We start from the raw sequence: 25181 nt of genomic DNA, 5'->3' as shown, positions 1-25181 counted from the left end.
AGGCTAATTAAAAATTAAATTGGATTCCTCCAGTGATTGTTTTTAAAGGAGAAAGATTTCCAGAAGAAATAAATTCAGGATCCCCGTCTTGATAATTTGTAAATGTCAATAGGTTTTCTGCCTGAACATTTAAACTGCACTGAACGTTTTTTAATTGAAGAGGGATCAGCCAGGATAGTGCAATATTTTTCAGTCTTATAAAAGAAGCATCCGTTACAAAAGCTGTGCTTGAATTATATAGATATCCGTTGTTAACAGCTCCATTATTATAACCTGCAGTATAAATCTGGTAAGGAGTCTGGTCTCCAGGATTTGTCCAGCTGTCCACAAATCTTACAGGCATATTGGACATCTGCCCTGCAGGATCTAGGGACGCAATCGTATTTTTCTGCTTGACAAATTGAAACAGAAAATCTAGTTTCCATGCTTTGTACGACAACTGATTCTGCAGTCCGCCATAATATTTCGGCGTTAGATCCATTGCGATCTGTTTGTCTTCAGGACTGGTGATTTTTCCATCTAAGTTTAAATCACTAAATTTATAAAGACCAGTTTGGGGATCAACTCCTTCAAATTGATAAAGTAAACGTATATTTAGCGGTAAGCCTATTCTATAGGTTTGGCTGTAGGATGAACCCTGTAGGTTGGGAAACTCAAGCAGTTTATTTTTGTTAGTTGAAATATTAAAATTAGTTGTCCAGCTGAAAGTTTTGCCAGTAATGTTTTCTGTACGTAAAGTAAATTCAAGTCCATTATTTTGAACTAAAGCATCAAGATTTGCCTGAAGAGTGGAAAAACCGGTAGTGGATGCCAGCGGGATTCCTACAAGTTGATTTGATGATCTGTTTTGATACCAAGCGGCAGTCAGAAATATTCTATCATGAAGAAAACCTATTTCAAGAGCTGCTTCCAGTTTTTTATTGACCTCCCATCCAAAATCGGGGTTGAAAAGACGTGAAGGCTGAAGTCCTACATTTCCGTCGTACAGTACACCAGTTGTGGTATATGTATCTAGGTATTGATAGTCGCCAATCTTGTCACTTCCTGTCGTACCGTAACTTGCACGTAATTTTCCAAAACTCAGCCACTGATTGTTTATCATGAATTTTTCCTTCGAGAATAACCATGCAGCCCCTATGGCACCAAAATTAGCAAACTGGTTTTCGGGTCCGAATCGGCTTGAGCCATCACGTCTTGCAGTAAGATTTAGAATATATTTTTCTTCTATGGTATAATTGATGCGTCCAAAAAAGGCCTGATATCTGTATTGTGGTTTTTCGCTGAACAAAGTTCTGGATGTTGATGCAGAAGCCATGTTATAAATTAGGCTGTTGGAACTAAATCCTGTTCCGGATTGGGCCAGACTAGTTGTGGTCTGATCCTGAAATGTGCTTCCCAGAATTACAGAAAGCTTGCTTCCAGCGAATTCCCTGTCAAAGTTAATCTGAGGTTCTACGATCCAAGAAGTTCTTTGAGTATTGTTAACGAACAGGGTGGAAGAAGCACTGGTAACATTAGCGACAGGGTTATAGATAGTAGAAGGATTAATTCGCGTCTCCATATGATTAAGATCACTATAGCCTAAATTGGCTTTTAGCTGAAATCCTTTGGATATATCGTATGATACCACTGCCCCTGTAATAAGATCTCTTGTTTTAGACTTGAATTTTGCCTCAAGATTTCTAAGAGGATTTAACCAAGTGTTTCCTGCCCAGTTTAGTTTTCTATTTTCGTCATATAAAGCAGGAGCATTGGGTGCAAGAAACTTTGCAGTATAAGTAAAATCAAAAGCGGGCTGATTGTTGTTTTGCAGGTTGTAGCCAGTGTTGACAGAAAGCCTGAAACGATCATCTGCTGAGGTGTGGGTGACACTTAACTGAACCCCGCTCTTCTTATAGGTAAATTCTCCTGGAAAAACAGTGGACTGTTGGCTTGAACCGCCACTTAATCTGAATTGAGTGCGCTCAGAGCCTCCTTGTACACTTGCATTTAAAATAGTTGTAAGTGCAGTGCGTCCAGTTAGGGTCTTCTGCCAGTCTGTGTAACGATTTTGGTCCCATGTTCCATTTACATCAAAAGCTGATGCTGGATAGGAAGTTATTCCATCATTTGCAAATGCATGTCTACGCATGTTTAGATACTGTTCCGTATCCATTAGTTTTGCAAACCTAGTTACGGATGATGCACCTGTTGACGCATTAACTGAAAAAGTTGTTTTTCCTTTTCTTCCTTTTTTCGTTGTGATAAGTACTACACCATTTGCTCCTCTCGAACCATAGATAGAAGTGGCGTCTGCATCTTTAAGAACTTCTATGCTCTCTATGCTTGCAGGATCAATGCTGTTAAGCGGACTTGTTAGTGAAGGAAAAGGAGTTGAGGTCTGGCTGTAGCCGATTGGATCTGATGAATATGGAACTCCGTCAATAATATAAAGTGGGGCATTAGCATCTGATCTTATGCTGTTCTGGCCCCTTACCTTAATATCAAAAGCGCCGCCCGGCACGCCTGTAGTCTGTGTAATCGAAACTCCTGTCATTCTTCCCTGCATAGCTGCCAGTACATTTGTCACAGGCTGTGTTTCAATATCTTTGGAAGTTATACGGGCAATGCTGCCGGTGCGTTCACTTTCTTTAACCGAATAATATCCTGCATTAACTCTCACTTCCTGAAGTGTGGTCGTATCATATTCTAGGGTAATGTCAATTTTAGATCTGCCTTTTACAGGGATGAGCCTGGTTTTAAATCCTATAAAGGATACTGAAAGTGTATCGGTAGGTGAAACACTGATAGAATACTGTCCATTGTAATCTGTTATTGCAGCATTGCTTGTTCGACCTCTAACTGAGACGGTGACACCAGGCAGGGGAGCAGTTCCGTCGGTGACGGTTCCCTGAACTTGAAGATGTTGCGAAAATGCGCTGAAAAGCCGTTTAGAATTTGCGGCCATTGATGATGAGAAAGACAATATTATGCCCGCAAAAAACAGGCAATAAAGTGCTTTTCCATCCTTGTAGAATGAAGAATAATTCATAATATTGGGATTGGTTAGTTAAATTGATTTTGATTAGCTAAGGTCCTCTACGCTAGTTTGGTCGCTGCCGTTGAGGGCCATTTTTTATGCTTGAAGTAAAAGCAAGTTTGATTTCTTAATTCACAGGCATTATTATTTCAGATTAGTGACTAGTACTGCGAAAGAAACATTAAGAAAGATTTGCAATGAATTAAAGAGGAGTTAAATAAAAAAAGCGTGGAACTCATCTTAAACGCTATCAAGGTACTGGTATACCCACGCACGAATAAGTGAGCCCACGCCATAAGACGTGAGCATCTTACTTATCATCTCGTGCGTTAAAAATTACCAGTTTTTGATAACGAGATTCAAAGCGAATGCTTCAATATTTTTTAATGAAGGATCGCAAAATTACATTTTAATTGCAATTATTTTACAAATATAACAAAAAAAGCTTTTGGTATGATATATCATACCAATATTTTTAAAAATAAGTATGAATTTTAACTATTCATAAAAAGAATGGTGTGACTGAAAAGGAAAAGCTAGGGGAAGAATTTAAAAGACTGCGTGAAAATATTCCTAGCAAAGAATATAAAGGAAAACCTATGTCACAACAAGAACTCGCCGATCATAATACCGGAGTAACAAAACACTTAATTGGTACAATTGAAAGAGGAGAAGCTAATCCAACCTTAGAAAAAATTCTTTATTTAGCAAAATCATTAAATATTAAAACTATTTCAATTTTAAATGTAGATATAAATGTTGAAAAGTTTATCAAGGAGATCGGTAAAGAATAGATTAATATATTTTTTAGAATCTCTCTTCTGCTCCTTAAAAAAAGTCCTTCTGAATTTAGAAGGACTTTGTATAATAATTATTTTTTCGATTCTTCAATAGAAACTTTTCTAAACTCTTTTAAAAGTTTTTCAATTTCCAAAGAAGATTTACGAGCTCGAGCTCCAGCAGCTTTAACTCCTTTTTCCGATAGAGAATCAGATTCAGTTTTGAATGTTTCAATCTCTGCATTAATCTTTGCGATTAGATCTTTCATATTGTCTTTTTTTTTAATTACGGCAGCAAATGTAAAAGTTACAGATTAAAACGAGTTCAAAAAAATGAACTATTTGCTTATTTGCTCGATAAAAAAATTAACTGGCATTTGGGTCTTTTGCCTGAACGCAAGAGCAAATTGCTGCGTACTGCTGAAACCAGCCATTTCTGCTAAAGCTGAATTAGTATATCTTCTTGCCATTCTATCATTCTTTAGTAATTCTATTATATAATCTATTTTTAGGTCATTAATATATTCTACGAAACGTTTTCCTTTGTAATGTGAAATTACTTTGTATAGATATTTTGAGTTGGTATGTAGCATTGAAGCGACCAAATTGAGGCGAAGATCTTTTCCTAGAAACTTTTTAGAATCTTCAAAATTCTGTAATGCATTTAAAATAGAAGTAATCGTCTCGAAGGGTATATCAAGTATTACTCCTTTCTCTTTTGTCGATTCTTTTGTATCTTGAGATTTGGTGTTTAATTCAAGTATAAGTTCATCAAATTTCTTTTTATAAAACTTTTTATTCTTTTGATGCCTGTAGTTAAGATAAAAAGATACAGTAAAAAGTACCAATATAACCCCCGCAAAAATTAAGTCATAATGCTTTTCCTTTGCAAGTTCTTTATGAATCTGCTTATTTTCAGTTTGAATTTTTTCTTTCTCAATTATTAGTTCTTTGGTATCATAGCTCTTATGTATTTTAGTCACAAGATATTTGTACCTATTATTTAATATTGTATCTGCTCGGAGTAGCTGGTCGATGTAGTACAATTGCTTATTGAGATCTTTTTTATTTTTGTAATAACTAATTAAAAGCTCGTATGCCTCACGAAGATCAGGTCTTATATATTTTTTGTCTTGAAAAACCGAATCAACTTTTACTAAATAGGGAAGGGCTCTCTCTTTATTTTTTACTGCCCAAAAACTCTTACCGATATAAAAGTAACCTACTGTTTCATTAGCAAAATCTCTATTGTCTTTTACTTTTCCAATAACTGATTCTATTTTTGACACTGCTAGATGATAATTCTTTTTGAAATATTCATTAATTCCATCCGAATGAATAAAATAGATCTCCATGTCAGGAATTCCCATAGATTTGCCTTCACTAATCCCCTTTCTATTAATATCAGAACACAGTCCGTAATTTCCAATTCTGTTGTAGCACACTCCAATTGAATGAAGTGTGTTGAGATAAGCTGTGGTATTTTCAATTTTGAAGTAGACTAAGCAATCATTAAATAATGAAATGGCTTCGTCATAAAACCCAAGATAGTATTTGATTTGAGCCATATGATATTTTACCTTATTGATAAGATATTTATCATCTGAACCAGAAATATAGCTATTTGCCTTAATGTAATACTGGAAAGCATTCTCATAATCTTTACGACCATAATACACTATTCCTTTTGAGAGAAATGATGAGCCAAGCAAAGTATTGTCAGCTGATCTTTTAGCACTGTAAATCATGCTATCTGCGTAAATTAGGCGTAATTTTTCAGGAGAATGATGAAGAATATTTTGGTATGCATAAATTATCTGTTTCCAGTTTTTTTCTCTTTTAGCTTTATGTAGATAACTGAAGAGATATATAGACGCTTTCGAACTGTCTTCTCGATACTTATACAATTGATCGTCTAGGTAAGTATAAGTTTTATATTTTAATGAATCAGTTGATTTTAATTCTCTTTTCTGTGCAAAACCGAATTCAGAATAAAAAACACAAAACAGCATTACAAATATTAAATTTTGTCTCATACGGGCGATATTTTTTAGAGATATTTCATTTTGATTTAATGTATCCTGAAGAAAATTTGCCACTGCAGGATTATCTTTCTAAAGCCATTTGTAAAAATAGGTTAAATAGTTGAATGTTAAGGAATTGTTATGTTAAAATGAGGTGTGGATTTCCATGAAATCCATAGTGTAATTTCATGGAAATCCATACACCATGGCTTGCGCAAGGCTTTTTTACGAAATAGATTTGCTCCGAATTCAAAGGCAAAATGTTCAGCAAGGTGCTGAATTAAAGTTCTGCCAATCCGGATGAAATGGACTGGGGTAATTCCCGCTCACCGTCAAACTATTGAGAAATGAAAAGTTTTTTATTAATGAGCATGACCGCTTTTTTGGTATTTTCATGTTCAGCTGACCAAGATTATAATTCTGAAATTGTGAATACTGTGGTTCCAAATGCAAATGAAAAAGGAATAAATGCTTTTAATAAGTTTAATCCTTTTGAACAGACAGGTATTAATTTTTACAATGACATTGACTTCTATGTTTCTAAATATGGATATCCAAGCTCTAATGAGCACTTAATTGATCAAGTATTCTTTTTGCTGGCTAAACGCGGAGATAGTAAAATGACAGGTAAAAGCGTCATTACTATAACACCAGAATTGATATCATTGATTTTATCAGATCCTGAAGGAAAACTTGTAGAAATTATTAATGAATCCGATTTGAGTATAGCTGTAAAATCAAATTTAAATGAATTTGTTGCGGATTTAATTAGTAGAGCGCAGGATGATTATGATGAGGTATATGAACACATCGTATCATATGAGGCAGCCGTTGTGGTTGATTCAATTTTGGAAGAAGATGAAAAAGATACAATTTTAAAAGTTTCATCAATTTCGAGATACTCCCTATATGCCGAGGCTAGACAACGTGATCCTGATTGGAAGACATCAGTGACAAACAGGCCGTCAGTTCCCTTCCTGAAAGAGAACCAAATGACATATATTAATCTGGCGGTTCTTTTAAACGCAATCAAATAAAATTGAATAGATTATTAAAATCCTATTAGAATGAAACTGCGAAGCATTTTATTTCCACTCTTGATTTTAGTAAATCTTATAGGTCTCTTTTTCATCATAGGTCTTTTTACCTATGATGAGATGGAAGCCGAAAATCATAATGTATTAAGTTTATGGAACAACCTTAGAATTTCTGCATATGTTCTATATATAATTACTCTTTCCAATCTTTATTTCTTTTTTTTTCTCATAATTAGAAGGAAATTTAAAGATTAAATACTTGAATACATCTTAAAAATGATAAAATTAGGATAATGTTAAAGAATTTAATCAACACGAAACTGCAAAACCTTCCTATTGACGGATTCGATATTCACCTTATTAAAAAGTATGAAAAGGTCACTAATAGTGTAGATGAATTTAAGTCTGAAAATTTAGCCTTTTTGCTAATAAGATCAGGAGGATTTAAATTAAAACTTGAAGACGTTATTCAAGATTTGTCGGCACGCGATTTAATTATAATTCCTAAAGACTCAGATTGTAATATTCTTGAAATTCACGATAAACTGCAGATTTATCTAGTTACATTCTCTTCAGAGTTTACGGTTAAAAACTGTCTCAAAAAAGAGCTAATCGACTCGTTTTACTTTTTTATAAGGAAAGAAACAATGAAAGCATCACTGAATGAAAACGAATATTCAGTTTTGTCTCTTATTTATAGGCTTGTATATTATGTAAATGTGAATGCAAATAGAGAGGGATATGAAAGTGAGCTACACCGCATAAGTTTAAATTTATTCCTTTATGAACTTAAAGTTATTTATACGAAGTATGTTGGGAATTCGATGCCTAAGTTCACTAGAAAGGAAAATATTGTTATGGAGTTTTTGACAATATTGTCAATTCACTATAAAAAACAGCATCACGTTCAATTTTATGCAGGAGCTCTTTTTATCACTCCAATTTATTTAAACAGAGTGGTAAAAGAAATTACCGGCAAAAGCGTCAAAATATTAATTATAGAGGCACTTATAAGCGAGGCTAAGATTCTTCTGGAAGATGGTCAGCTGAGTTTGGTAGAAATATCAGAAGAACTGGGATTCGAAAGTCTGTCAATTTTTAGGATATTTTTTAAAAAGTACACTTCTTTATCGCTTTCTGATTATCGATCTAATTCTTTTGAAAAATTCAAAGGCAGCTAGTGGTTGATGTAATTATCGAAAAAAAACTATGCTATGATGAATAATATATATCCATTAGAATGGTTTGATTCTTTGATACTGCACACTTTTGATCCATTAAGCATGAATATTGACAGTTTGACTGATAATGATATAGCAGTTATTTCTGAGAATATTTCCAAGGAATCTATAAAAATACAGGTGCATATAAAAAATGAAGTTTTTTCATTAAAGAAGAAACGACATATACGCGTCACAGTCAGGCAATATCATTCAACACTAATTTTTCTGCTGGACAGTATTATGGAAAATCGAACGGAAAAGGTCATTCAATCTGACAAAATACGGAAGCTTGCTGATCTTCTCATTTCAAACCTGGATTATCTGATTTCTTTCATCGAGGATAGATTCTCTTATTATTTGAGCCTAGATGAAAGAGTTCCAATTACCTATCTTATGCTTTGCAGAAAGGAACTAGCATTAAAACTGCAAAGAATCAGTAAAAGGAATTTAAGTTCTGAGTCTGACAAAGTAACAATCAAGCGAGTTGTAAAAATAGTACAGAATGCAATTGAAGCAGAAAACGGAAAGAAACTAACTTACCGCCGGATCCTTTATTTCCGGGAGCTTTTAAGGCTGTTAGATGAACATAATGATGATATGGAAAATCTTTCCATTTTCAATCCTCTTGATGAACTTTTAATCGACCATAATTTTAATTCGGTGCAATATATTTCAATTCTAACAGAAAGAATGACCGAACAGATTTACAAAACCGAGAAACTATCTTCCAAATTAAACCTGCTTCTACTATTTTTCAAGGATTTCAAACAGCTTCACTCAAACGTGAAAATTACTTTCGATGCAAGCCATCAGAACATTAAGGATGTTTTAGAGAATTGGTTTGTATCAGAAATTAGTTTCCTTCAAAACCGAGATGAAATTGAAGCACGAGATATTTCATCGTCTAAAAAAAATGGAAATCCCTCGCATCTTGCTGACCAAAATAAAATCCAATGCACCCTTTCTTCTGATCAAATGGGTCTGATTTTGAGAGCAACTGACGAAACAAGAATATTGAAAGCAAGATCAATGAGCCTGATTTTTAAAACGATTGTTCCTTATCTGTCAACACCATTTAAAAGAAATTTATCATATCAATCAGTCAGAAGTAAGTCTTATAATCCTGAGGAAAAGGATAAAGAATTTGTTATTAAAACATTAGAGAAAATTATTAAGCATATAAAAGAATATTAATTTAATTATTGAGATTATGAAAACATTATTAAAAATAATACCAGTGCTTTTGTTTCTTTTTATCTCCTGCCAGAATAAAGAATTGGATTTTAAAACTGCGCAAAACTTGATTATTAAAAAATACAAATATCCATCTGTTATAGATTTTGAAGTTTTTTGCAGTGATCCTATTCATGCAAGAAGAATGCTGGATTCGGGACTGGAGGAAAAAGGTCTTGTCAAGATAAGTAAGACAAGAGAATTTAAAGATCGTGAAAAACCGTTGATCGAATTTACAGCCTTATCAAAAAACTTTCTGTTTGAAAGAACTTTAGAAGAAAAAGAATATAAAATACAGAAGGTGAAGATCGGATCAAAAAGTTTTGATAAAATCATCCATATAACTGCAGAAACAAACGATAAAAGAATGGCTGTTGCCGAGTACATTGTAAAATACCACATGAATGAGTTTGGGGTGTTATGGCCAGACCTTCCTGCTGAAAAAAAAGAAAAAGCATATTTTATATTCTCTGATAATGGTTGGCAGCTAATTGAGAAGAAAGATGCCGAACTTATGATACTTAAGAAAATTATTGAAAAATAAATATCTAAAAACAGCAAAAATCAGCCTCCTATTAAGGAGGTTTTTTATGGATTTAAATTAATGCCCTTTGCTTAGCCCGTAATATCATCGAGAGGTACAGGGGTACAGATGGGGTACAGAAAAAGTTGTACTTGTAGAAGTTTTATTTCCGGAGTTACTTTGGAATGTAAAATAAACCATAATTGTTTTTACTGGTTTATTCATAGTATGAGATAATGTTGAATGATAAATGAAAAATGCTATGTTAAATTCTATTTCATGGAACAGTTACCTAGTGGCTGTTGTTACTCTATTAGTTTTGTGGTATCTGTATACAGGCTTCCGCTATTATTATTCTGAAATAAAGCAGATTCTCTCGGGCAGAAAGAAAATTGGTTTTCCGTCATTAGGAAAAAAAACAAAAAATGATTCCTTGCCTTCTTCTGACCAGGAAGATGGTAAACCTACAAATCTCAATGAAGCATTTCAAGAATCTTTTGCTACGCTTGATGAGGTTAAAGAACTGTCAGCAAGACTGACTGGGGCCGTTTCAGAAAGCGCCGAACTGGGCCGTCCAAAGCAGGAATTCAATAATTACATCAGATTAATACTCTCTGAATATCCATATGTGAAGATCTCTTCTTTACGAAGCAATGTGAATAATTTTCTTGTTTACGAAACGAAAAAGCACCCGGAACTGCTTCTCACTTCTAATGAGGCAGACAAACTATGGGAAGAAAATAATTAAATGACAGCAGAGGAACTTTCCCCGTCCGCTCTAGTGCGGTATGGTAAAATGTGACAAGGAGAATAGATGATGCGACGGCGCTGTTCCTCTGCTTTTTGAATTAGTATTAATCTTTAAAATGATGTAAGATGTTGAGTGAAAGAATAAAGTTAAAGCGTTTTTTTAAAACAAACAAGGTACTAATAAGCACTATTCTTTTGCTTATGGTAATTAATGGAAATGCTTATGCTCAAGACGGTGTTGCCGGAATAAATGAAGCCAACCAAAAGGTGCGAAGCTATTTTGATGCAGGCACAGAACTTATGTATGCTGTAGGAGCAATACTTGGACTCATAGGAGCGGTGAAAGTATATCAGAAGTGGAATGCAGGCGATCCCGATACAGGCAAAGTGGCAGCAGCATGGTTTGGCAGCTGCGTGTTTCTGGTAGTAGTTGCCACTGTGATCAAATCTTTCTTTGGAGTATAAGTAACTTTAAAATGAGCAGTGTTTATCAGATTAACAAAGGAATCAATCAGTCAATTGAATTTAAAGGCCTGAAAGCCCAGTACATATGGTATCTGGGCGGAGGTGTCGTGGGACTGATGATCTTTTTTGCAGTGCTCTTCATAGTCGGCATTCCCTCTCTTGTCTGTGTGGCTTTAATTGGTACTGCAGGAACTGTGATGGTGATTAAGATCTATAAAATGAGCCGGCTGTATGGTGAATTTGGAATGATGAAAGCTTTAGCTGCGAGGCAGATTCCTAAATGTGTTAAGGTGCGCAGCAGGGCAGTTTTTATTAAGTGATAGTTGAAGAACATTAAATAGATAGAGATGGATTATGAAAGTCTTAAACTTATATGCCGGAATCGGCGGGAACAGAAAAAACTGGGATGAAGTATCGGTTACGGCAGTTGAGCTGGATCCTGTACTGGCAGCATTGTACGCACAGAACTTTCCAGATGATAAAGTGATTATAGGGGATGCACACCAGTATCTTTTGGATCATTACAAAGAATTTGATTTTATCTGGTCATCACCGCCATGCCAGTCACATTCCTCTTTTCGGCAGAATATCTGCGTGAGATTCCGAGGCACTCCTGCTGTTTTTCCTGACATGAGGCTGTATCAGGAAATTTTATTTCTGCGGCATAATGCAGAGTGTTTATGGGCCGTTGAAAATGTCAAGCCTTATTACACTGTGCTTATCGAACCTGATGCTGCTTTGCAGCGTCATCTTTTCTGGTCAAATTTTCAGATTCCAGAATCTGAAGGACAAGCAGTGATTAAAATACGTCATGCACAGATTCCTGAACTTGAAGAGTCCTTGGGGTTCTGCTTAAAGGGATCTAATATTCAAAACAAAAGGCAGGTGCTTCGCAATTGTGTGGATCCGCAGCTTGGTCTTCATATTCTTAATACAGCCAAAAGTATTTGGCAGGAAAAATTGAAAATTAGTAAAACCAGAAAAAATGGAAAAGGAGTTAGATGATGTTTTACCTATTATGGATGTGCAGCATGACTGCATTCTATCAAAGCAGGGAGATATAACTGTGGTATTTAAGGCGGATCTGCCTGAAATTTTTACACTATCGGATCAGGAATACGAGGCGTTTCACCAGTCATGGATTAAGGCTGTAAAAATACTGCCAAAGTTCACAGTTTTTCACAAACAGGACTGGTTTCTAGAGAAAAGTTATAAAGCGGATTTTGAAAATGATGACAGCAGTTTTTTGACCAGAAGCAGTGAAAGATTTTTCAATGAAAGGCCATTTCTGGATCATTCATGTTATATAATGATTACCAAGAAACCAGCAGGAAGAAAAAGTTCCAGTTCGTTATTTTCTAATCTTATAAGAAATAACCTTGTACCTGATGAAACACTCAATGTGCAGTTCCTTCAGGATTTCATTGACAGTACAGGCCAGTTCAGAAGGATTATGGAAGACAGCGGGTTCATTAAGCTCACAAGACTTCGAAATGATGAGCTGAAAAGCCAGAGCAGAAAGACAGGTCTTATTGAAAAGTATAGTTTTCTATCAGATAATGAAAATTCGTATATCTATAATGATCTCAAGTTTTCAGACGGGATGCAGATAGGGGACAAGCACACCCAGCTTTTTACGCTTGCAGATGCCGCCGATCTGCCGGCGCTCTGCGGTTCAAGAATCAATTTTGACCGTTACTCAACAGACAAAACAAAGTTCAGTATCGGATTTGCTTCAACACTCGGCCAGCTGCTGTCCTGCAATCACATATACAACCAGTATATTTTCATTGAAGATTCGCAGAAAACAATCCAGAAACTGGAGAGCAAAAGATTAAGACTTCAGTCATTGTCTGCTTACAGCAGAGAAAATATGATTGCAAGGGACGCAACTAACGATTTTTTGAACGAAGCTATCGCACAGCAGCGCCTGCCTGTGAAAGCGCATTTTAATGTTCTTGCGTGGACATCTGAAAAGGAAGAACTTAAAGACATAAAAAACAAAGTGTCATCTGCTCTCGCGCAGATGGATGCGGCGGCTAAACAGGAGACAGTTGGAGCTCCGCAGATTTACTGGGCGGGAATTCCCGGAAACGCAGCAGATTTTCCGATGAATGATGCTTTTGACACTTTTACCGAGCAGGCTGTCTGTTTTCTGAATATGGAGACCGGCTACCGATCCTCACTGAGTCCCTGCGGAATACGTCTTGGAGACCGCCTGACGGGAAAGCCTGTTCACGTGGATATCAGCGATGAGCCGGTGAAAATGGGAATTTGTACTAACCGAAACAAGTTTGTCTTAGGGCCTTCTGGAAGCGGGAAATCCTTCTTTACCAATCATATGGTCAGAAGCTATTACGAACAGGGAACTCATATTGTCTTGGTGGATGTTGGGCACAGCTATAAAGGCTTATGCGATATGGTAAACGGCTATTATTTTACCTATGACGAGAAGAACCCGATTCGTTTCAATCCATTTTATATCGGGGAAGGAGACAGTCTTGATACCGAGAAAAAGGAAAGCATCAAAACGCTTTTGCTTGCTTTGTGGAAGAAAGATGATGAGACGTTTAACAGAAGCGAATATGTGGCTCTTTCCAATGCCCTGCAGCTGTATTTCGAAAAACTGGATAAGGATGAATCCATCTTTCCTTGTTTCAATACTTTTTATGAGTTTTTAAAACAGGAGTTTGTAACAGTTCTTCAGGGTGATAATGTAAAAGATAAGGATTTTGATGTGAATAATTTCCTTTATGTGCTTCGCCCTTATTACAGCGGCGGAGAATTTGACTATCTGCTCAATGCAACTGAAAATCTTGATCTGCTAAAAGAGCGCTTTATTGTATTTGAACTGGATAACATCAAAGACCATCCGATTCTTTTTCCTGTAGTGACCATCATCATCATGGAAGTATTTATCAGTAAGATGAGAAAACTGAAAGGCATACGAAAAATGATTCTAATTGAAGAAGCATGGAAAGCTATTGCAAAGGAAGGAATGTCAGAATATATCAAGTATCTTTTTAAAACTGTGCGTAAGTTCTTTGGCGAGGCAATAGTGGTGACACAGGAGGTTGAAGATATTATCTCTTCACCCGTAGTGAAGCAGGCAATCATCAACAACAGCGACTGCAAAATTCTGCTGGACCAGAGCAAGTATCAGAATAAGTTTGACCAGATTCAGGAATTGCTTGGGCTGACTGACAAGGAAAAAGCTTTGGTGCTTTCGGTGAATAAAGCAAATGATCCTTCCAAGAAATACAAGGAGGTTTTTATTTCTCTCGGAGGAATGCTGTCTAAGGTATACAGGACAGAAGTATCTCTGGAGGAATATCTTGCCTACACTACAGAGCAAAGCGAGAAAGTAAAAATGAATGCCTACGCCCAGAAATTTGGAGGAGACATCAAAAAAGGTATTGCCGCTATGGCGCAGGAATTAAGACACGGAACTTAAATTAGTAGAAAAATGAAAATTAAAACTCTTACATTTTTAATGTGCTTCTTTTTAGTAAGCATGCCTGCAAGACCTGCCGAAAAGACAGCAGCCCTGCCGATATTGGAGATTGTAAAAGCAGTAACTAAGAAAGTAATAAAGGCAATTGATCTGGGGATCCAGAGAATGCAGAATAAGACCATCTGGCTTCAGAATGCACAGAAGCAGATTGAAAACACGCTTTCAAAACTGAAACTCGATGAGATTTCGGACTGGACAAAAAAACAGCGTGATCTTTACAAGGATTATTACGACGAACTGCAGAAAGTAAAATCTATTATAACCTATTATCAGAGAATTAAAGAAATTTCAGAAAAACAGACCCGCCTGATTGCCGAATATGAAAAGGCCTGGAATCTTTTTAAAAGAGACGACCATTTCAAAATCTCTGAACTCGAATACATGGAAAAAGTGTATGAGGGAATTCTTGGAGAAAGCATGAAAAATATCGACCAGATATTTTTAATCATAGAATCTTTCTCCACGCAGATGAGCGATCTGAAAAGACTCGAAATTATAAATACAGCAGCAGATCAGATAGATTCAAATTACAATGATCTGAGACTTTTTAACCAACAGAATGTACTGCTCAGCCTCCAGAGAGCAAAAACAGATGCTGATGTAAATAAAGTGAAACAATTTTACGGAATTCCGTAATCAACTCTAAAACTAATGAAAAAGATAATAATGATTCTTGTGTCTGTATTTTTATCTGCATGCCAGGTTCAGGCTCAGCAGGCAAAACAGAAAAGGATGCTGCTGCTTCAGATAGCAGCCCTGAGAACTTATGTGGATTATGCTGCAAAAGGTTATAAGGCAGTTAAAAGCGGACTTAACTTTATATCAGATGTAAAGAAGGGAGAAGTGAACCTGCACAGCGATTATTTCACATCACTGGTATCGGTTAATCCCAAAGTAAAAAAATATGGCAGGGTGGCTGAAATAATCACTCTTCAGATTGAAATTTTTAAGATATATAAAAATACTTTAACAAGCCTCCCTCAGGATGATCTGTTTCACGGAAATGAACTTGAATACATTGAAAGAACTTTCAGGCGTCTGGTGAACAGCTGTGATGACAATCTTGATTTACTGCTTCTTATCACAACCAGTACTTCACTTGAAATGAAAGATGATGAACGTATTGAACGCATTGATAAGCTTTATGAAGCTGCGCGGGAAGATTATTCTTTCTGTAAAAAATTCAGCGGTGAGATTAAACTTCTGGCATTATCAAAAGCAAGAGAAAAAAAAGATGTCAAACAAGCCGATGTTCTGCTTGGCTTATAAAATAACAAATCATGAAAAAGATACTTATATTTTTTGCAATGCTATTTCTGTTTTTTATGCCTTTTACTGGAAAGGCACAGTCAGCTGAAATCCAGCAGCTTATTTTAAATATCGAAAAGCTGTCGCAGTTTAAAAAGATATTAAGCGACATGAAAAAAGGATATGATATTCTCAGCGGAGGGTATAAGGCCGTCAAAGATATGTCAGAGGGAAATTTTTCACTGCATAAGACTTTCCTGGATGCCCTGATGCAGGTCAGCCCAGTTGTAAAGAATTACAAAAGAGTCGGGGACATTATCGACTATCAGTTTACACTTATGAGGGAAAGCAGAAAAGGGATAGACCTTATCATTAAAAATGAAAAGTTCAGCCGTCAGGAAATCCAGTATTTTGAAAAAGTGTATTCTAATTTAAGCAGGGAAAGCCTCAGAAATTTAGACGAACTGACTTCCATCGTAGCAGCTGATAAACTCCGAATGAGTGATGACGAAAGGCTTGCAGCTATAGATAAGATATATGAAGATATGCAGCAGAAGGTGCTGTTTCTAAATGATTTTAACGGATCAACATCATTGCTTGCGCTGCAGCGTTCTAAGGAAGCTAATGATGTGAATGCGATTCGGAACAGTTATCGGTTTAAAAATTAACTCTGCCTTATGATAAATATTTTCAAATCAGCTGTATTAGTATTAATGCTCTTTATGTTCCCTGAAACAGTTTCTGCACAGGGACTCGGAGATAATATCGGCAGTCTTCATGCAGTTCTGGAACAGCTTTACGATGAGATGATGCCACTTTGCAGCAATCTGATTGGAGTCGGGCAGGGGCTGGCGGGATTTGCTGCAATTTTCTATATCGCTTCAAGAGTCTGGCGTCATATTGCCAATGCGGAACCGATTGATTTTTATCCGCTCTTCAGGCCCTTTGTGATCGGTTTCTGCATTATGATTTTTCCTTCTGTTCTGGCGCTCATAAACGGGGTCATGAAACCAACAGTTAATGCCACAGCTTCTATGGTTGAGGGGTCAAACAAAGCAATCGAAGTGCTGCTGAGAGAAAAAGAAAAAGCAGTCAAAGAAAGCGCACCCTGGAAAATGTATGTTGGAGTACTGGGCACAGGCGACCGCGACAGATGGTATAAATACACCCATGACGGTGCAGATCCTTCAGATGAAGGACTTATGGAAGGAATCGGAAATGATGTAAAATTTGCAATGGAGAAAGCGTCATATAGTTTCAGGAATTCTGTAAAGGAATGGGTTAGCGAAATTCTGAGAATTCTTTTCGAAGCTTCTTCATTGTGTATTGATACGCTCAGAACATTCCAGCTTGTGGTGCTGTCCGTTTTAGGACCTCTGGTGTTCGGTATTGCAGTCTTTGACGGATTCCAGCATACCCTGACGGTCTGGCTTGCCAGGTATATAAACATTTATCTCTGGCTTCCCGTTGCCAACATTTTCGGAAGCATTATCGGGAAGATTCAGGAACAGATGCTGAGGCTGGATATCTCACAGATTAATACTTCGGGAGATACTTTTTTCAGCAGGACCGATATCGGATACTTAATTTTCATGATTATAGGAATTGTGGGGTACTTTACTGTGCCTTCCGTGGCCAATTATATCGTGCATGCATCAGGAGGAAGCGCATTGGGACAGAAAGTGACAAGCCTGTTTGGCGGATCAACTTCTACTGTGATTGGAGGTGCTGCCACTGGAGCAGGAATGGTAATGGATTCAATGGGAAATGCAGCAGGCAGAATGAGCCAGAGCATGTCATCTTCAGCAGCTGCGTCGCCTTATTTTGAAGAAAAAGGAAATTACATGAGCGAGAAGCTCAAGGGAAACTCTAAAAATTAAAAGCACTCGATTATGTTTAGTAAAATGAAAAATATAGATACTGCTTTTCGTCATATAAGAGGATTTACAATGCTGGTTATCCTTTGCTGCGCTGCCATAACCTCTTATTCTATTTATAAAAGTTTCAGTTCCGTCGCTTTGATGCAGGACAAGGTTTATATCCTCGCAAATGGAAAGGCGCTTGAGGCATTTGCATCAGACCGTAGGGATAATGTACCTGTTGAAGCAAGGGATCATGTCAGGACATTCCATCAGTTTTTCTTCAGCCTTGACCCAGATGATAAAGTAATTAAAGCCAATGTTACCAAGGCCTTGTATCTGGCCGATAATTCTGTTAAACGCATATATGATGATTTAAAAGAAAACGGTTATTATTCGGGAATTATATCAGGAAATATAAGCCAGACTGTTATTGTAGACAGCGTCCGCATTGAAATTAATGAATATCCCTACCGCTTTAAGTGCTATGCCCGGCAGAACATCATAAGGACAACAAGCATATTGAACAGAAATCTGATTACAGAAGGAACGCTGCGAAATGTTTCAAGGAGCGATAACAATCCGCATGGTTTTCTGATTGAACGCTTCAATACTCTTGAGAACAAAGATCTTGGAACAGTAAACCGAAAGCCATGAGAAGTCTGATGCGAAAACAAAGACAGAATGTAAAGTCTTCAAGGTCATATATGATAATCAGATTCTGGTGGGTAACAAAAATGAATAGGCTGACTAGAGACCTTTCAAATTCACAGCTTAAGTTTTCAGTAATCATTTTTGCGGCCCTTGGAACGATTTTATGTGTTTATAATGCATTGAGCGGTTTTGTGTCAGAAAGTCAAAAATCGATGAACATTGATGCAGTAAAAATGCTTAAGCCTGCTTATAGTGATGAGGGAGGCCATATGCATTCTCTAGATCTGCCATTTAACAAATATGTTGAGAGATCCAATATCAGCAGATATATTGACAGTTTGATAAATGCAGCAGACTTAACCGATTTGTCTAAAAATCAATATTCCATCGCTGAAGATTTTAGCATCAGTCCGAAGCTCAAGTCAACTAATTCATCTAACTATAAAAAATAAGATTATGGAACATAAAACACTTTCAGCCAGAGAGAAAAAGAATCGCAGTATGATGCTGGTTCTTCCACTGCTTGTTCTTCCATTTATAACCATGCTTTTCTGGGTGCTTGGAGAAGGGAAAGGAACAGAAAATCCAATTTCAGGAACTGAAAAAAAAGGATTTAATATGCTGCTTCCAAATCCAAAACTAAAGGAAGATTCCAGTTTGGATAAAATGAGCTATTATGACCAGGCATCAATTGATTCGATAAAACTGCAGGAACAAAAAAAGAAAGATCCTAATTATTCGGTTGGTGCGGAAGATAATTATAATCTTGAATCAAAACGTTTTTTTGATACGGATGAGGCTGCATGGAATGATAAACAAAACGGACTGAAAACAGACTATCTAAAACCAGAGAATGAAAAGAAGATGTACCAGAAACTTGAAGCGCTCCAGAAAGCTATTGCGGAGCCTCCAAAAGAATATCAGAGCGGTCAGGATATGAGGGAATTTCAATACCAGAAAATGCCTCACGGTGAATCAGCCGAGTTGAAAAATCTTGAACAGCTCATGGCAGCCATGAGTGCGCCTTCTGAGCCTGATCCTGAACTTGCCCAGCTTGGCGGCATGCTGGAAAATATTCTGGATATCCAGCACCCAGAACGTGTACAGGAAAAACTGCGTCAGAGCTCAAAGCTTCAAAAAGGAAAAGTTTTTTCAGTGAACAGAAAAGCTGAAGAGCAAAACCTGAGCTCTCTTCAGACCAACAAAGTAAATTATGAGCAGTCAGCAAATTCATTTTATTCGCTTGATGGTGAAATCAACGATGAACAAAATCAGAACGCAGTTGAGGCAGCTGTTCATGAAACGCAGACGATTGTCAACGGTTCTATTGTAAAAATCAGACTTGCAAGTGACGTTTTTATCAATGGCGTACTAATTCCAAAAAACAGTTTCGTTTTTGGGACAGCGTCACTTAAGGGAGAAAGGCTTGAAATAAAGATCAATACCATAAAATACCAGAATTCCATTTTCCCGGTTGAACTATCCGTCTTTGATATAGACGGCATTAAAGGCATTTACATTCCTGGAACCATAAACAGGGATGTAGCAAAAGCATCCGCTGACAGGTCCATGCAGAGTATTGGACTGGCAGGAGTCAGTGATTCTTGGGGAGCTCAGGCGGCAGGAATGGGAGTGGAGGCAGCCAAATCACTTTTAAGCAGGAAAGTTAAGCTGATAAAAGTAGCAGTCAAGGCAGGTTACAAAGTGCTTCTCTACGATGAAAAAGAAAAGAATGAACAATAACTTTAAACTAAAAGAAAATGAATAATTTAAAGACACTAATTATCACATTTATTTTTCTGGCTGGTTTTTCAGTTTCTGCACAGTATGATGCTAAAGCCGAATTTAATAATATACAGCTTAGCTATTCAAAAACCACCAGTATTTTATTTCCGTATGCGGTAAAAAGCCTGGATATAGGAAGCCGTGATGTACTGGTGCAGAAAGCTAAAGGAGTGGAAAATATACTGCTTCTTAAAGCTGCAAAGCAGAATTTTCCGCAGACTAACCTGACTGTTGTAACATCTGACGGCAATCTTTACAGTTTCATTTTAAATTTTGATGATCTGTGTCCTACATTAAATGTGGATGCACGATTACGAATTGGCGAGGATAAATCGCTGCTGTTTTCCCTTGAGAACGAAAACCAGAAAGAAATAAAAGAATATGCCCTGCTTGCTCTATCAAAGAAAAATAAGGTAAGCGGACTGGGCTCAAAAAATGCAGAAATTGAATTTAAGGTTGACGGCATTTTTATTCATCAGGAAGTGATGTATTTCAGAGTGTTTTTAGGGAATGATTCCAGAATTAATTACGATGTGGACCAGCTTCGTTTTTTTATCCGAGACCAGAAAAAATCCAAAAGAACTGCAGCTCAGGAAATAGAACTGACACCGCTTTTATGCACCGGAGAATTTAGCAGGATTTCCGACAAATCAGAAACTACAGTAGTATTTGCGATATCTAAATTTACGATACCGGAAAAGAAGAAATTCACTATGCAGGTCTTTGAGAAAAATGGAGGCAGGAATCTTGAACTTAATATAAAAAACAGGCACCTGGTAAATCTTGAAATACTGGGTAACTTATAATCAGTACTAATTTTAAATGTGAATATCATGAACGAGAAAAATGTACAGTATCTGAAAGACCAGTTAAAATATACTGGATTCGGAGAAACTTTTGATGCTGAATTAAGAGAGAATATCCAGAAGGGGGATAAGGACTTTAAATTGATGCATACCGGTATTATGAACAATGGTGTCCCTAACAAAGATACAGTCACCGTTGAACTGAATTTTAAAAAGTCCGACCAGAGCGATATGTATTTTTTCAATTCCTATCAGGTTAATCTCCAGAAAGAGGATAATAAGCCGGGATTGGAACAGACTTTTTATATTAATAATGATAATACCAGCATCACTCTCAAAGAGGCGTATAATTTGATGGAGGGCAGATCGGTCAATAAGGATTTAAAGAATAAGGACGGTGAATCCTACAATTGCTGGATTCGTATGGACTTCAAAGAAAGTGACGACCGTGGAAATTTCAAGCTTCAGCATTATCATCAGAACTATGGATATGATCTGGAAGCTTCGCTGGAAAAGCATTCTATAAAAGAACTGCTGACGCCGCAGTACAAGGAAGATCTGATGAACTCTCTGAAAAAAGGCAATCTGCAGTCCGTAACTTTTGTGGTAGGAGGAGAGGAGAGAAAACAGTTTGTGGAAGCTAATCCCCAGTTTAAGACTATTAAGGTTTATGATTCTTCTCTGCAGAGAATAAATGACCGTGAAAGCAAGAACGAGAAGCAGTCGCAGTCCAAAGGAAAGAGCTCAGACCTGGCTGACAATTCCGATGAGACCTCTCAGAAAGAAAAAAAAAGTAATTCCCGTTCAAAAAAAGCGGGCAGATCGGTTTAAGGTTCTTAAATAAATTAAAACTGAATTATGTCTTCTGAAAACAATCGAGTAGAAAATGAGATAAAAGTCTGGCAGTCCAAGGAAGAAAAATTAAAATTTTTATTTCAGAACAGCCCTAATATAGAACGCTCTTTTGGCATAGAGAAACTGAAATTTTTTAAGATGTTGCTTTTTAAATATGAAAAGACGAAAGCTGTAGATGAAAAAATAACTCTCAGGTTTCTTAAGCATGAATATAATAAATTGAAGCATCAAGTTTATCCCAATATCATTGTTAGGCTTGTAAATGAAGCGGTTAGTGCTGTCGCTTTTCAAACGATAGATAAGCGGGATTATCTTAGAGATCTGGAATTAAACAAGAAAACTTTAGAGGAACAGCTGATAAAATGCGGTTTTCATGAGGCTTATGGCAAAGTATTGGCGAATATGCAGGAACAGCTGTTAAATTTTACTGTTCCTGTTTCTTATCACATCTCAGAAAATGAGCGGCTTGAACATTCCCTGCAATTTGTAAAAGATGCGCAAGGAGCCTACCAATTTGATGGATTCAGATCAATTCTTCATACAGATTCATCGCCATCCATTCGCAGCGTCCACTATTTTAAGAATGAAAAATCTGAGGACTTCAGCGCTGCTGAAGCATACGAAATGCTTGCGGGAAGAGCAGTTCTAAAAAGCGGAACTTGGAAACAGTTTAACTTCAACGACAGTGATCTTCATGACAATTATAGAATGCATGAATTTCCAGAATCGTATGGATACAATGTAAGCGATGCTTTAAGGACTGTTCCTCTTAAAAATGATGACTATGAGACATTCGAATCCCTGGCCGATTCTTTGAAAAAGGGGAGGAGGGAAGAAGTTCTTCTTATGATACAAGGGAGAGAAATGAAGGTTTTTTTGGAAGCAAATCCACGCTTTAAAACCTTGAATTTTTATAACGACAGGATGCAGAAACTTAGTCTGGCGGAAATTAAAAACGGCTGTAAAATTAGCCCGTTGAAACCGCAGCAGAATATTGAAGCTCAGACCGCAAAAAAATCTCATCATATGTGATGTTTATTTATCTTATACAGTTATGGAAAATCTTAAACTCTTATCAGGATTTTTTCAGGCAATTGAAAATGACTTCAGGATCAGCACAACTCACATTGCAATTTTTGCAGCCCTGCTTCAATTTCGTGCAAGCAAAGATTTTGTAAATCCTATTCAGGCTTACAGCATAGAAATCCAGAGTATTGCTAAGATCATGTCTCACAAAACCTATCAAAAATGTATGCGTGAATTGGATGACTACGGTTATTTGATTTATGTGCCTACAAAGAATAAGAACAGAAGGAGCAGTATTTATTTTCACTTGGAATAAGTTGTACTGTAAAAATTGAAAGTAGACAGAGTTTTGTTTTAAAGTAGATGATCAAATATTATAATGAGTAAAAGCAGAATTTTATGGAAGAATTTATAACGAAAGATGATTTAAGACAGTTCGGGCTTTTCATGGCCGATACAGTGCGTACTGCTGTTGCGGAAGCATTTCAGCCAAAAAATATTGAGCGGGAATCTGAGTGGCTGAAAAGTAAAGCTGTCCGTAGGCTGCTTGATATTTCTGCAGGCTCGGTGCAGAATCTTAGAACATCGCAAAAAGTACGTTTTAAGAAAGTGCTTGGATCCTATTACTATAATAGAGAAGATCTTGAAAAACTATTTGATAATGATAAAGACTAAGAGATTAAAAGAAAGCCAGATAATGCGCTATATGTCAATGTACAGTGATGATCCTAAACTAACTGTCTGGCATCTATCAATTTTGACAGCGATACTGGGATTGGGGTATAGGCAGGGGCAGAGCAGGAGGATAAAGGTGAGCCGCAGCAAAATTATGGAGCTGTCGCATGTGAACACACTGCCGACTTATCATAAGTATTTTAAACAGCTTCAGGATTTAGGGTATATTGAGTACACTCCATCTTATCATCCCGGCTATAAAAGTGAAGTAAAACTATGTAAAAAGAGGCTATCTCAAAATATTTGAGATAGCCTCTTTTAAGTTTGAATAAGTCTTAAAAATATTTATCAAGAAGAAATGTTGTATTTTTTCTTGATTGCCTGGATTTCTTTTTCCAGTCTGCTGAGAACTGCCAAGTCCGGCTTAGACATTTTAGGCTCAGTTTTATTGAGTTTTTTATTTAGAATTGACATTTCACGGCCGATTGTTGCCTGTTCAGTTATGGCGTATGCTTCAGTCTGTTTTACTGATGCGTGGCCCAGCAGTTCTTTAACTACATTTATAGGAACATTATTGTTTAATGTAACGGTGCTTCCAAAAGTGCGGCGTGCGATGTGAGTATTTAAAGTAAATGGAAATCCGCATAAAACTGCAACTTCTTTCAAGTATTCATTCATTTTCTGATTGGAAGAGACAGGCAGTACCGTTCCGCGCTGAATGCATAGCTTATGTTCTTTATATTTCTCAATGATTTTAAGTGCCTGAGGGAGCAGCGGGACATTGGTTGTTGAGTTTGTTTTCTGTCTTTCTGACATAATCCAAAGATTTCCGTCAATGCCTTCTTTGATATCACTTTTCTTTAATTGGTAAGCATCTATGTAAGCCAGTCCAGTGTAACATTGGAATACAAATACGTCCCTGACAACATTAAGCCTGTCAGTAGTAAAATAATGCCTTTCCAGTTCATACAGTTCCTGAGTGGTAAGCGGTTTCTTTACCAGTTTTGTTTTTCGCCCCTTAAAGTTCTTAAAAGGATCCTTTGTGATTAATTCCTTATCAATCGCGCGGATTACAATCTTTTTGAAATTTGCAATGTATTTTAGTGTAGTGTTATTGCTGCAGTCTCGCACTGTTCTAAGATAAAACTCAAAGTCTTTAACAAATTCGAGATTCAAATCCGCAAATTCAACATCCTCTTTTTTAAACTTGAATTTAATAAAAGCAGTTAAATGGTTTTTAGTAATGGTAAACCTGTCAAGAGTGCCTTTTGCATATCCTTTTCCTAGAAGAGCCTTCATTTCGTCATTATGCTTTTGAAATTCTTCAAGCACCTTGATCTTTGGTGTTACTCTTCCCAATATATGGTCCATTATTTTTTCTGTAGTTAACGGCTTGCCGCTGTACATGATCTCTGTTTTGATTTCATGGACTTTAATAGTCAATGAATCAAGAAAGAAGTTTAAAGATTTTGCATCTTCTTTACTTCCGAGGGCACGTTCTGTCTTTTGATCCCATCGGGTAAAATCCCATTTTCTTTTAGTTGATGTTTCCTTAGTAATACCGTCTACGGTTATTCTAAGATGTACTGCTCTAATTTTACTTCCTTTGTGGGCGGTCTTTAAAAAGAAAGCCATCCCAAAACTGTTCTCTAACATAATTCAGTTTTTTAGATTAATAAATGTAGAATTATAGCGTCAAAAAAACA

26 protein-coding genes are annotated in these 25181 nt (G+C 36.7%); 22 read left to right on the top strand and 4 right to left on the bottom strand.

What is annotated here, in order from left to right; translation table 11 throughout:
• Positions 1-7: 7 nt before the first annotated feature.
• The gene (locus ABD859_RS14770; protein WP_345145554.1) at positions 8-2947 is read right to left on the bottom strand and encodes a SusC/RagA family TonB-linked outer membrane protein; all 2940 of its coding nucleotides are present in this window, start codon (positions 2945-2947) and stop codon (positions 8-10) included.
• Between the two features lie 590 nt (positions 2948-3537).
• Between ABD859_RS14770 and ABD859_RS14765 the strand changes: the two genes are divergently transcribed.
• Positions 3538-3813 carry a helix-turn-helix domain-containing protein gene (locus ABD859_RS14765; RefSeq protein ID WP_179005312.1) on the top strand — a complete coding sequence of 92 codons (276 nt, stop codon included), beginning with the start codon at positions 3538-3540 and terminating at the stop codon, positions 3811-3813.
• A gap of 77 nt (positions 3814-3890) precedes the next feature.
• On the opposite strand, the gene ABD859_RS14760 is transcribed toward ABD859_RS14765, so the two are convergent.
• Both ABD859_RS14760 and ABD859_RS14755 read right to left on the bottom strand, forming a co-directional pair.
• On the bottom strand, positions 3891-4067 hold the full coding sequence (locus ABD859_RS14760) for a histone H1 (protein ID WP_056253890.1): 177 nt from the start codon (positions 4065-4067) through the stop codon (positions 3891-3893).
• 69 nt (positions 4068-4136) lie between these two features.
• Positions 4137-5834 carry an AraC family transcriptional regulator gene (locus ABD859_RS14755; protein ID WP_345145379.1) on the bottom strand — a complete coding sequence of 566 codons (1698 nt, stop codon included), beginning with the start codon at positions 5832-5834 and terminating at the stop codon, positions 4137-4139.
• A gap of 335 nt (positions 5835-6169) precedes the next feature.
• Between ABD859_RS14755 and ABD859_RS14750 the strand changes: the two genes are divergently transcribed.
• The 21 genes from ABD859_RS14750 to ABD859_RS14650 all read left to right on the top strand — a co-directional run bounded on the left by ABD859_RS14750 (position 6170) and on the right by ABD859_RS14650 (position 23475).
• Complete coding sequence (locus ABD859_RS14750; RefSeq protein WP_345145378.1) at positions 6170-6859, top strand: hypothetical protein; 690 nt, start codon at positions 6170-6172, stop codon at positions 6857-6859.
• Between the two features lie 293 nt (positions 6860-7152).
• Positions 7153-8040 carry a helix-turn-helix domain-containing protein gene (locus ABD859_RS14745; protein ID WP_345145377.1) on the top strand — a complete coding sequence of 296 codons (888 nt, stop codon included), beginning with the start codon at positions 7153-7155 and terminating at the stop codon, positions 8038-8040.
• 33 nt (positions 8041-8073) lie between these two features.
• Positions 8074-9276: a hypothetical protein gene (locus tag ABD859_RS14740; RefSeq protein WP_345145376.1), complete on the top strand. Its 1203-nt coding sequence runs from the start codon at positions 8074-8076 to the stop codon at positions 9274-9276.
• A 16-nt stretch (positions 9277-9292) separates the two neighbouring features.
• The gene (locus ABD859_RS14735) at positions 9293-9859 is read left to right on the top strand and encodes a hypothetical protein (RefSeq protein ID WP_345145375.1); all 567 of its coding nucleotides are present in this window, start codon (positions 9293-9295) and stop codon (positions 9857-9859) included.
• A gap of 241 nt (positions 9860-10100) precedes the next feature.
• Complete coding sequence (locus ABD859_RS14730; protein ID WP_345145374.1) at positions 10101-10586, top strand: hypothetical protein; 486 nt, start codon at positions 10101-10103, stop codon at positions 10584-10586.
• Positions 10587-10789: 203 nt separating this feature from the next.
• Complete coding sequence (locus tag ABD859_RS14725; RefSeq protein ID WP_425554257.1) at positions 10790-11053, top strand: DUF4134 domain-containing protein; 264 nt, start codon at positions 10790-10792, stop codon at positions 11051-11053.
• An 11-nt stretch (positions 11054-11064) separates the two neighbouring features.
• Positions 11065-11373: a DUF4133 domain-containing protein gene (locus ABD859_RS14720; protein ID WP_345145372.1), complete on the top strand. Its 309-nt coding sequence runs from the start codon at positions 11065-11067 to the stop codon at positions 11371-11373.
• 34 nt (positions 11374-11407) lie between these two features.
• Positions 11408-12058 (top strand): DNA cytosine methyltransferase, encoded by a 651-nt coding sequence (locus ABD859_RS14715; RefSeq protein ID WP_345145371.1) that lies wholly within the window; start codon positions 11408-11410, stop codon positions 12056-12058.
• Positions 12039-14507 carry a TraG family conjugative transposon ATPase gene (locus ABD859_RS14710; RefSeq protein ID WP_345145370.1) on the top strand — a complete coding sequence of 823 codons (2469 nt, stop codon included), beginning with the start codon at positions 12039-12041 and terminating at the stop codon, positions 14505-14507. Before ABD859_RS14715 ends, ABD859_RS14710 begins: the two co-directional genes overlap by 20 nt.
• Positions 14508-14546: 39 nt before the next feature.
• Positions 14547-15203: a conjugal transfer protein TraI gene (locus ABD859_RS14705; protein WP_486320593.1), complete on the top strand. Its 657-nt coding sequence runs from the start codon at positions 14547-14549 to the stop codon at positions 15201-15203.
• Between the two features lie 15 nt (positions 15204-15218).
• Positions 15219-15836, top strand: a complete 618-nt coding sequence (locus ABD859_RS14700) for a hypothetical protein (RefSeq protein WP_345145368.1) — start codon at positions 15219-15221, stop codon at positions 15834-15836.
• An 11-nt stretch (positions 15837-15847) separates the two neighbouring features.
• Positions 15848-16483, top strand: a complete 636-nt coding sequence (locus ABD859_RS14695) for a TerB family tellurite resistance protein (RefSeq protein ID WP_345145367.1) — start codon at positions 15848-15850, stop codon at positions 16481-16483.
• Positions 16484-16528: 45 nt separating this feature from the next.
• The gene (gene traJ / locus ABD859_RS14690; RefSeq protein WP_425554256.1) at positions 16529-17695 is read left to right on the top strand and encodes a conjugative transposon protein TraJ; all 1167 of its coding nucleotides are present in this window, start codon (positions 16529-16531) and stop codon (positions 17693-17695) included.
• Between the two features lie 12 nt (positions 17696-17707).
• Positions 17708-18331 (top strand): conjugative transposon protein TraK, encoded by a 624-nt coding sequence (gene traK / locus ABD859_RS14685; RefSeq protein WP_345145365.1) that lies wholly within the window; start codon positions 17708-17710, stop codon positions 18329-18331.
• Between the two features lie 80 nt (positions 18332-18411).
• Positions 18412-18780 (top strand): hypothetical protein, encoded by a 369-nt coding sequence (locus tag ABD859_RS14680; RefSeq protein WP_345145364.1) that lies wholly within the window; start codon positions 18412-18414, stop codon positions 18778-18780.
• A gap of 4 nt (positions 18781-18784) precedes the next feature.
• Positions 18785-20071: a conjugative transposon protein TraM gene (gene traM, locus ABD859_RS14675; protein WP_345145363.1), complete on the top strand. Its 1287-nt coding sequence runs from the start codon at positions 18785-18787 to the stop codon at positions 20069-20071.
• A gap of 17 nt (positions 20072-20088) precedes the next feature.
• Positions 20089-20919 carry a conjugative transposon protein TraN gene (gene traN / locus ABD859_RS14670; protein WP_345145362.1) on the top strand — a complete coding sequence of 277 codons (831 nt, stop codon included), beginning with the start codon at positions 20089-20091 and terminating at the stop codon, positions 20917-20919.
• A gap of 27 nt (positions 20920-20946) precedes the next feature.
• Positions 20947-21750, top strand: coding sequence for a hypothetical protein (locus ABD859_RS14665; RefSeq protein WP_345145361.1), 804 nt, complete (start codon positions 20947-20949; stop codon positions 21748-21750).
• A 27-nt stretch (positions 21751-21777) separates the two neighbouring features.
• Positions 21778-22806: a hypothetical protein gene (locus ABD859_RS14660; protein WP_345145360.1), complete on the top strand. Its 1029-nt coding sequence runs from the start codon at positions 21778-21780 to the stop codon at positions 22804-22806.
• A 22-nt stretch (positions 22807-22828) separates the two neighbouring features.
• A complete protein-coding gene (locus ABD859_RS14655; RefSeq protein ID WP_345145359.1) occupies positions 22829-23116 on the top strand; it encodes a hypothetical protein in 288 nt (95 codons plus the stop codon).
• An 83-nt stretch (positions 23117-23199) separates the two neighbouring features.
• On the top strand, positions 23200-23475 hold the full coding sequence (locus ABD859_RS14650) for a helix-turn-helix domain-containing protein (RefSeq protein WP_345145358.1): 276 nt from the start codon (positions 23200-23202) through the stop codon (positions 23473-23475).
• A 348-nt stretch (positions 23476-23823) separates the two neighbouring features.
• Here ABD859_RS14650 and ABD859_RS14645 read toward each other — a convergent pair whose 3' ends face one another.
• Positions 23824-25131 (bottom strand): site-specific integrase, encoded by a 1308-nt coding sequence (locus ABD859_RS14645; RefSeq protein WP_345145357.1) that lies wholly within the window; start codon positions 25129-25131, stop codon positions 23824-23826.
• Positions 25132-25181 lie beyond the last annotated feature (50 nt).

Source organism: Flavobacterium ginsengiterrae (genome assembly GCF_039539785.1).
Lineage (GTDB): Bacteria > Bacteroidota > Bacteroidia > Flavobacteriales > Flavobacteriaceae > Flavobacterium > Flavobacterium ginsengiterrae.
The sequence above is the reverse complement of the archived record's forward strand: the minus strand, read 5'-3'. Positions and strand labels throughout refer to the sequence as shown.

What these genes read in the sequence shown, in the direction of transcription:
- ABD859_RS14770 (WP_345145554.1), bottom strand. Translation starts at nt 2,947, where the DNA reads ATGGCCGCAAATTCTAAACGGCTTTTCAGCGCATTTTCGCAACATCTT.
- ABD859_RS14760 (WP_056253890.1), bottom strand. Translation starts at nt 4,067, where the DNA reads ATGAAAGATCTAATCGCAAAGATTAATGCAGAGATTGAAACATTCAAA.
- ABD859_RS14755 (WP_345145379.1), bottom strand. Translation starts at nt 5,834, where the DNA reads ATGAGACAAAATTTAATATTTGTAATGCTGTTTTGTGTTTTTTATTCT.
- ABD859_RS14750 (WP_345145378.1), top strand. Translation starts at nt 6,170, where the DNA reads ATGAAAAGTTTTTTATTAATGAGCATGACCGCTTTTTTGGTATTTTCA.
- ABD859_RS14745 (WP_345145377.1), top strand. Translation starts at nt 7,153, where the DNA reads ATGTTAAAGAATTTAATCAACACGAAACTGCAAAACCTTCCTATTGAC.
- ABD859_RS14740 (WP_345145376.1), top strand. Translation starts at nt 8,074, where the DNA reads ATGATGAATAATATATATCCATTAGAATGGTTTGATTCTTTGATACTG.
- ABD859_RS14735 (WP_345145375.1), top strand. Translation starts at nt 9,293, where the DNA reads ATGAAAACATTATTAAAAATAATACCAGTGCTTTTGTTTCTTTTTATC.
- ABD859_RS14730 (WP_345145374.1), top strand. Translation starts at nt 10,101, where the DNA reads ATGTTAAATTCTATTTCATGGAACAGTTACCTAGTGGCTGTTGTTACT.
- ABD859_RS14725 (WP_425554257.1), top strand. Translation starts at nt 10,790, where the DNA reads ATGGTAATTAATGGAAATGCTTATGCTCAAGACGGTGTTGCCGGAATA.
- ABD859_RS14720 (WP_345145372.1), top strand. Translation starts at nt 11,065, where the DNA reads ATGAGCAGTGTTTATCAGATTAACAAAGGAATCAATCAGTCAATTGAA.
- ABD859_RS14715 (WP_345145371.1), top strand. Translation starts at nt 11,408, where the DNA reads ATGAAAGTCTTAAACTTATATGCCGGAATCGGCGGGAACAGAAAAAAC.
- ABD859_RS14710 (WP_345145370.1), top strand. Translation starts at nt 12,039, where the DNA reads ATGGAAAAGGAGTTAGATGATGTTTTACCTATTATGGATGTGCAGCAT.
- ABD859_RS14705 (WP_486320593.1), top strand. Translation starts at nt 14,547, where the DNA reads ATGTGCTTCTTTTTAGTAAGCATGCCTGCAAGACCTGCCGAAAAGACA.
- ABD859_RS14700 (WP_345145368.1), top strand. Translation starts at nt 15,219, where the DNA reads ATGAAAAAGATAATAATGATTCTTGTGTCTGTATTTTTATCTGCATGC.
- ABD859_RS14695 (WP_345145367.1), top strand. Translation starts at nt 15,848, where the DNA reads ATGAAAAAGATACTTATATTTTTTGCAATGCTATTTCTGTTTTTTATG.
- traJ (WP_425554256.1), top strand. Translation starts at nt 16,529, where the DNA reads ATGCTCTTTATGTTCCCTGAAACAGTTTCTGCACAGGGACTCGGAGAT.
- traK (WP_345145365.1), top strand. Translation starts at nt 17,708, where the DNA reads ATGTTTAGTAAAATGAAAAATATAGATACTGCTTTTCGTCATATAAGA.
- ABD859_RS14680 (WP_345145364.1), top strand. Translation starts at nt 18,412, where the DNA reads ATGAATAGGCTGACTAGAGACCTTTCAAATTCACAGCTTAAGTTTTCA.
- traM (WP_345145363.1), top strand. Translation starts at nt 18,785, where the DNA reads ATGGAACATAAAACACTTTCAGCCAGAGAGAAAAAGAATCGCAGTATG.
- traN (WP_345145362.1), top strand. Translation starts at nt 20,089, where the DNA reads ATGAATAATTTAAAGACACTAATTATCACATTTATTTTTCTGGCTGGT.
- ABD859_RS14665 (WP_345145361.1), top strand. Translation starts at nt 20,947, where the DNA reads ATGAACGAGAAAAATGTACAGTATCTGAAAGACCAGTTAAAATATACT.
- ABD859_RS14660 (WP_345145360.1), top strand. Translation starts at nt 21,778, where the DNA reads ATGTCTTCTGAAAACAATCGAGTAGAAAATGAGATAAAAGTCTGGCAG.
- ABD859_RS14655 (WP_345145359.1), top strand. Translation starts at nt 22,829, where the DNA reads ATGGAAAATCTTAAACTCTTATCAGGATTTTTTCAGGCAATTGAAAAT.
- ABD859_RS14650 (WP_345145358.1), top strand. Translation starts at nt 23,200, where the DNA reads ATGGAAGAATTTATAACGAAAGATGATTTAAGACAGTTCGGGCTTTTC.
- ABD859_RS14645 (WP_345145357.1), bottom strand. Translation starts at nt 25,131, where the DNA reads ATGTTAGAGAACAGTTTTGGGATGGCTTTCTTTTTAAAGACCGCCCAC.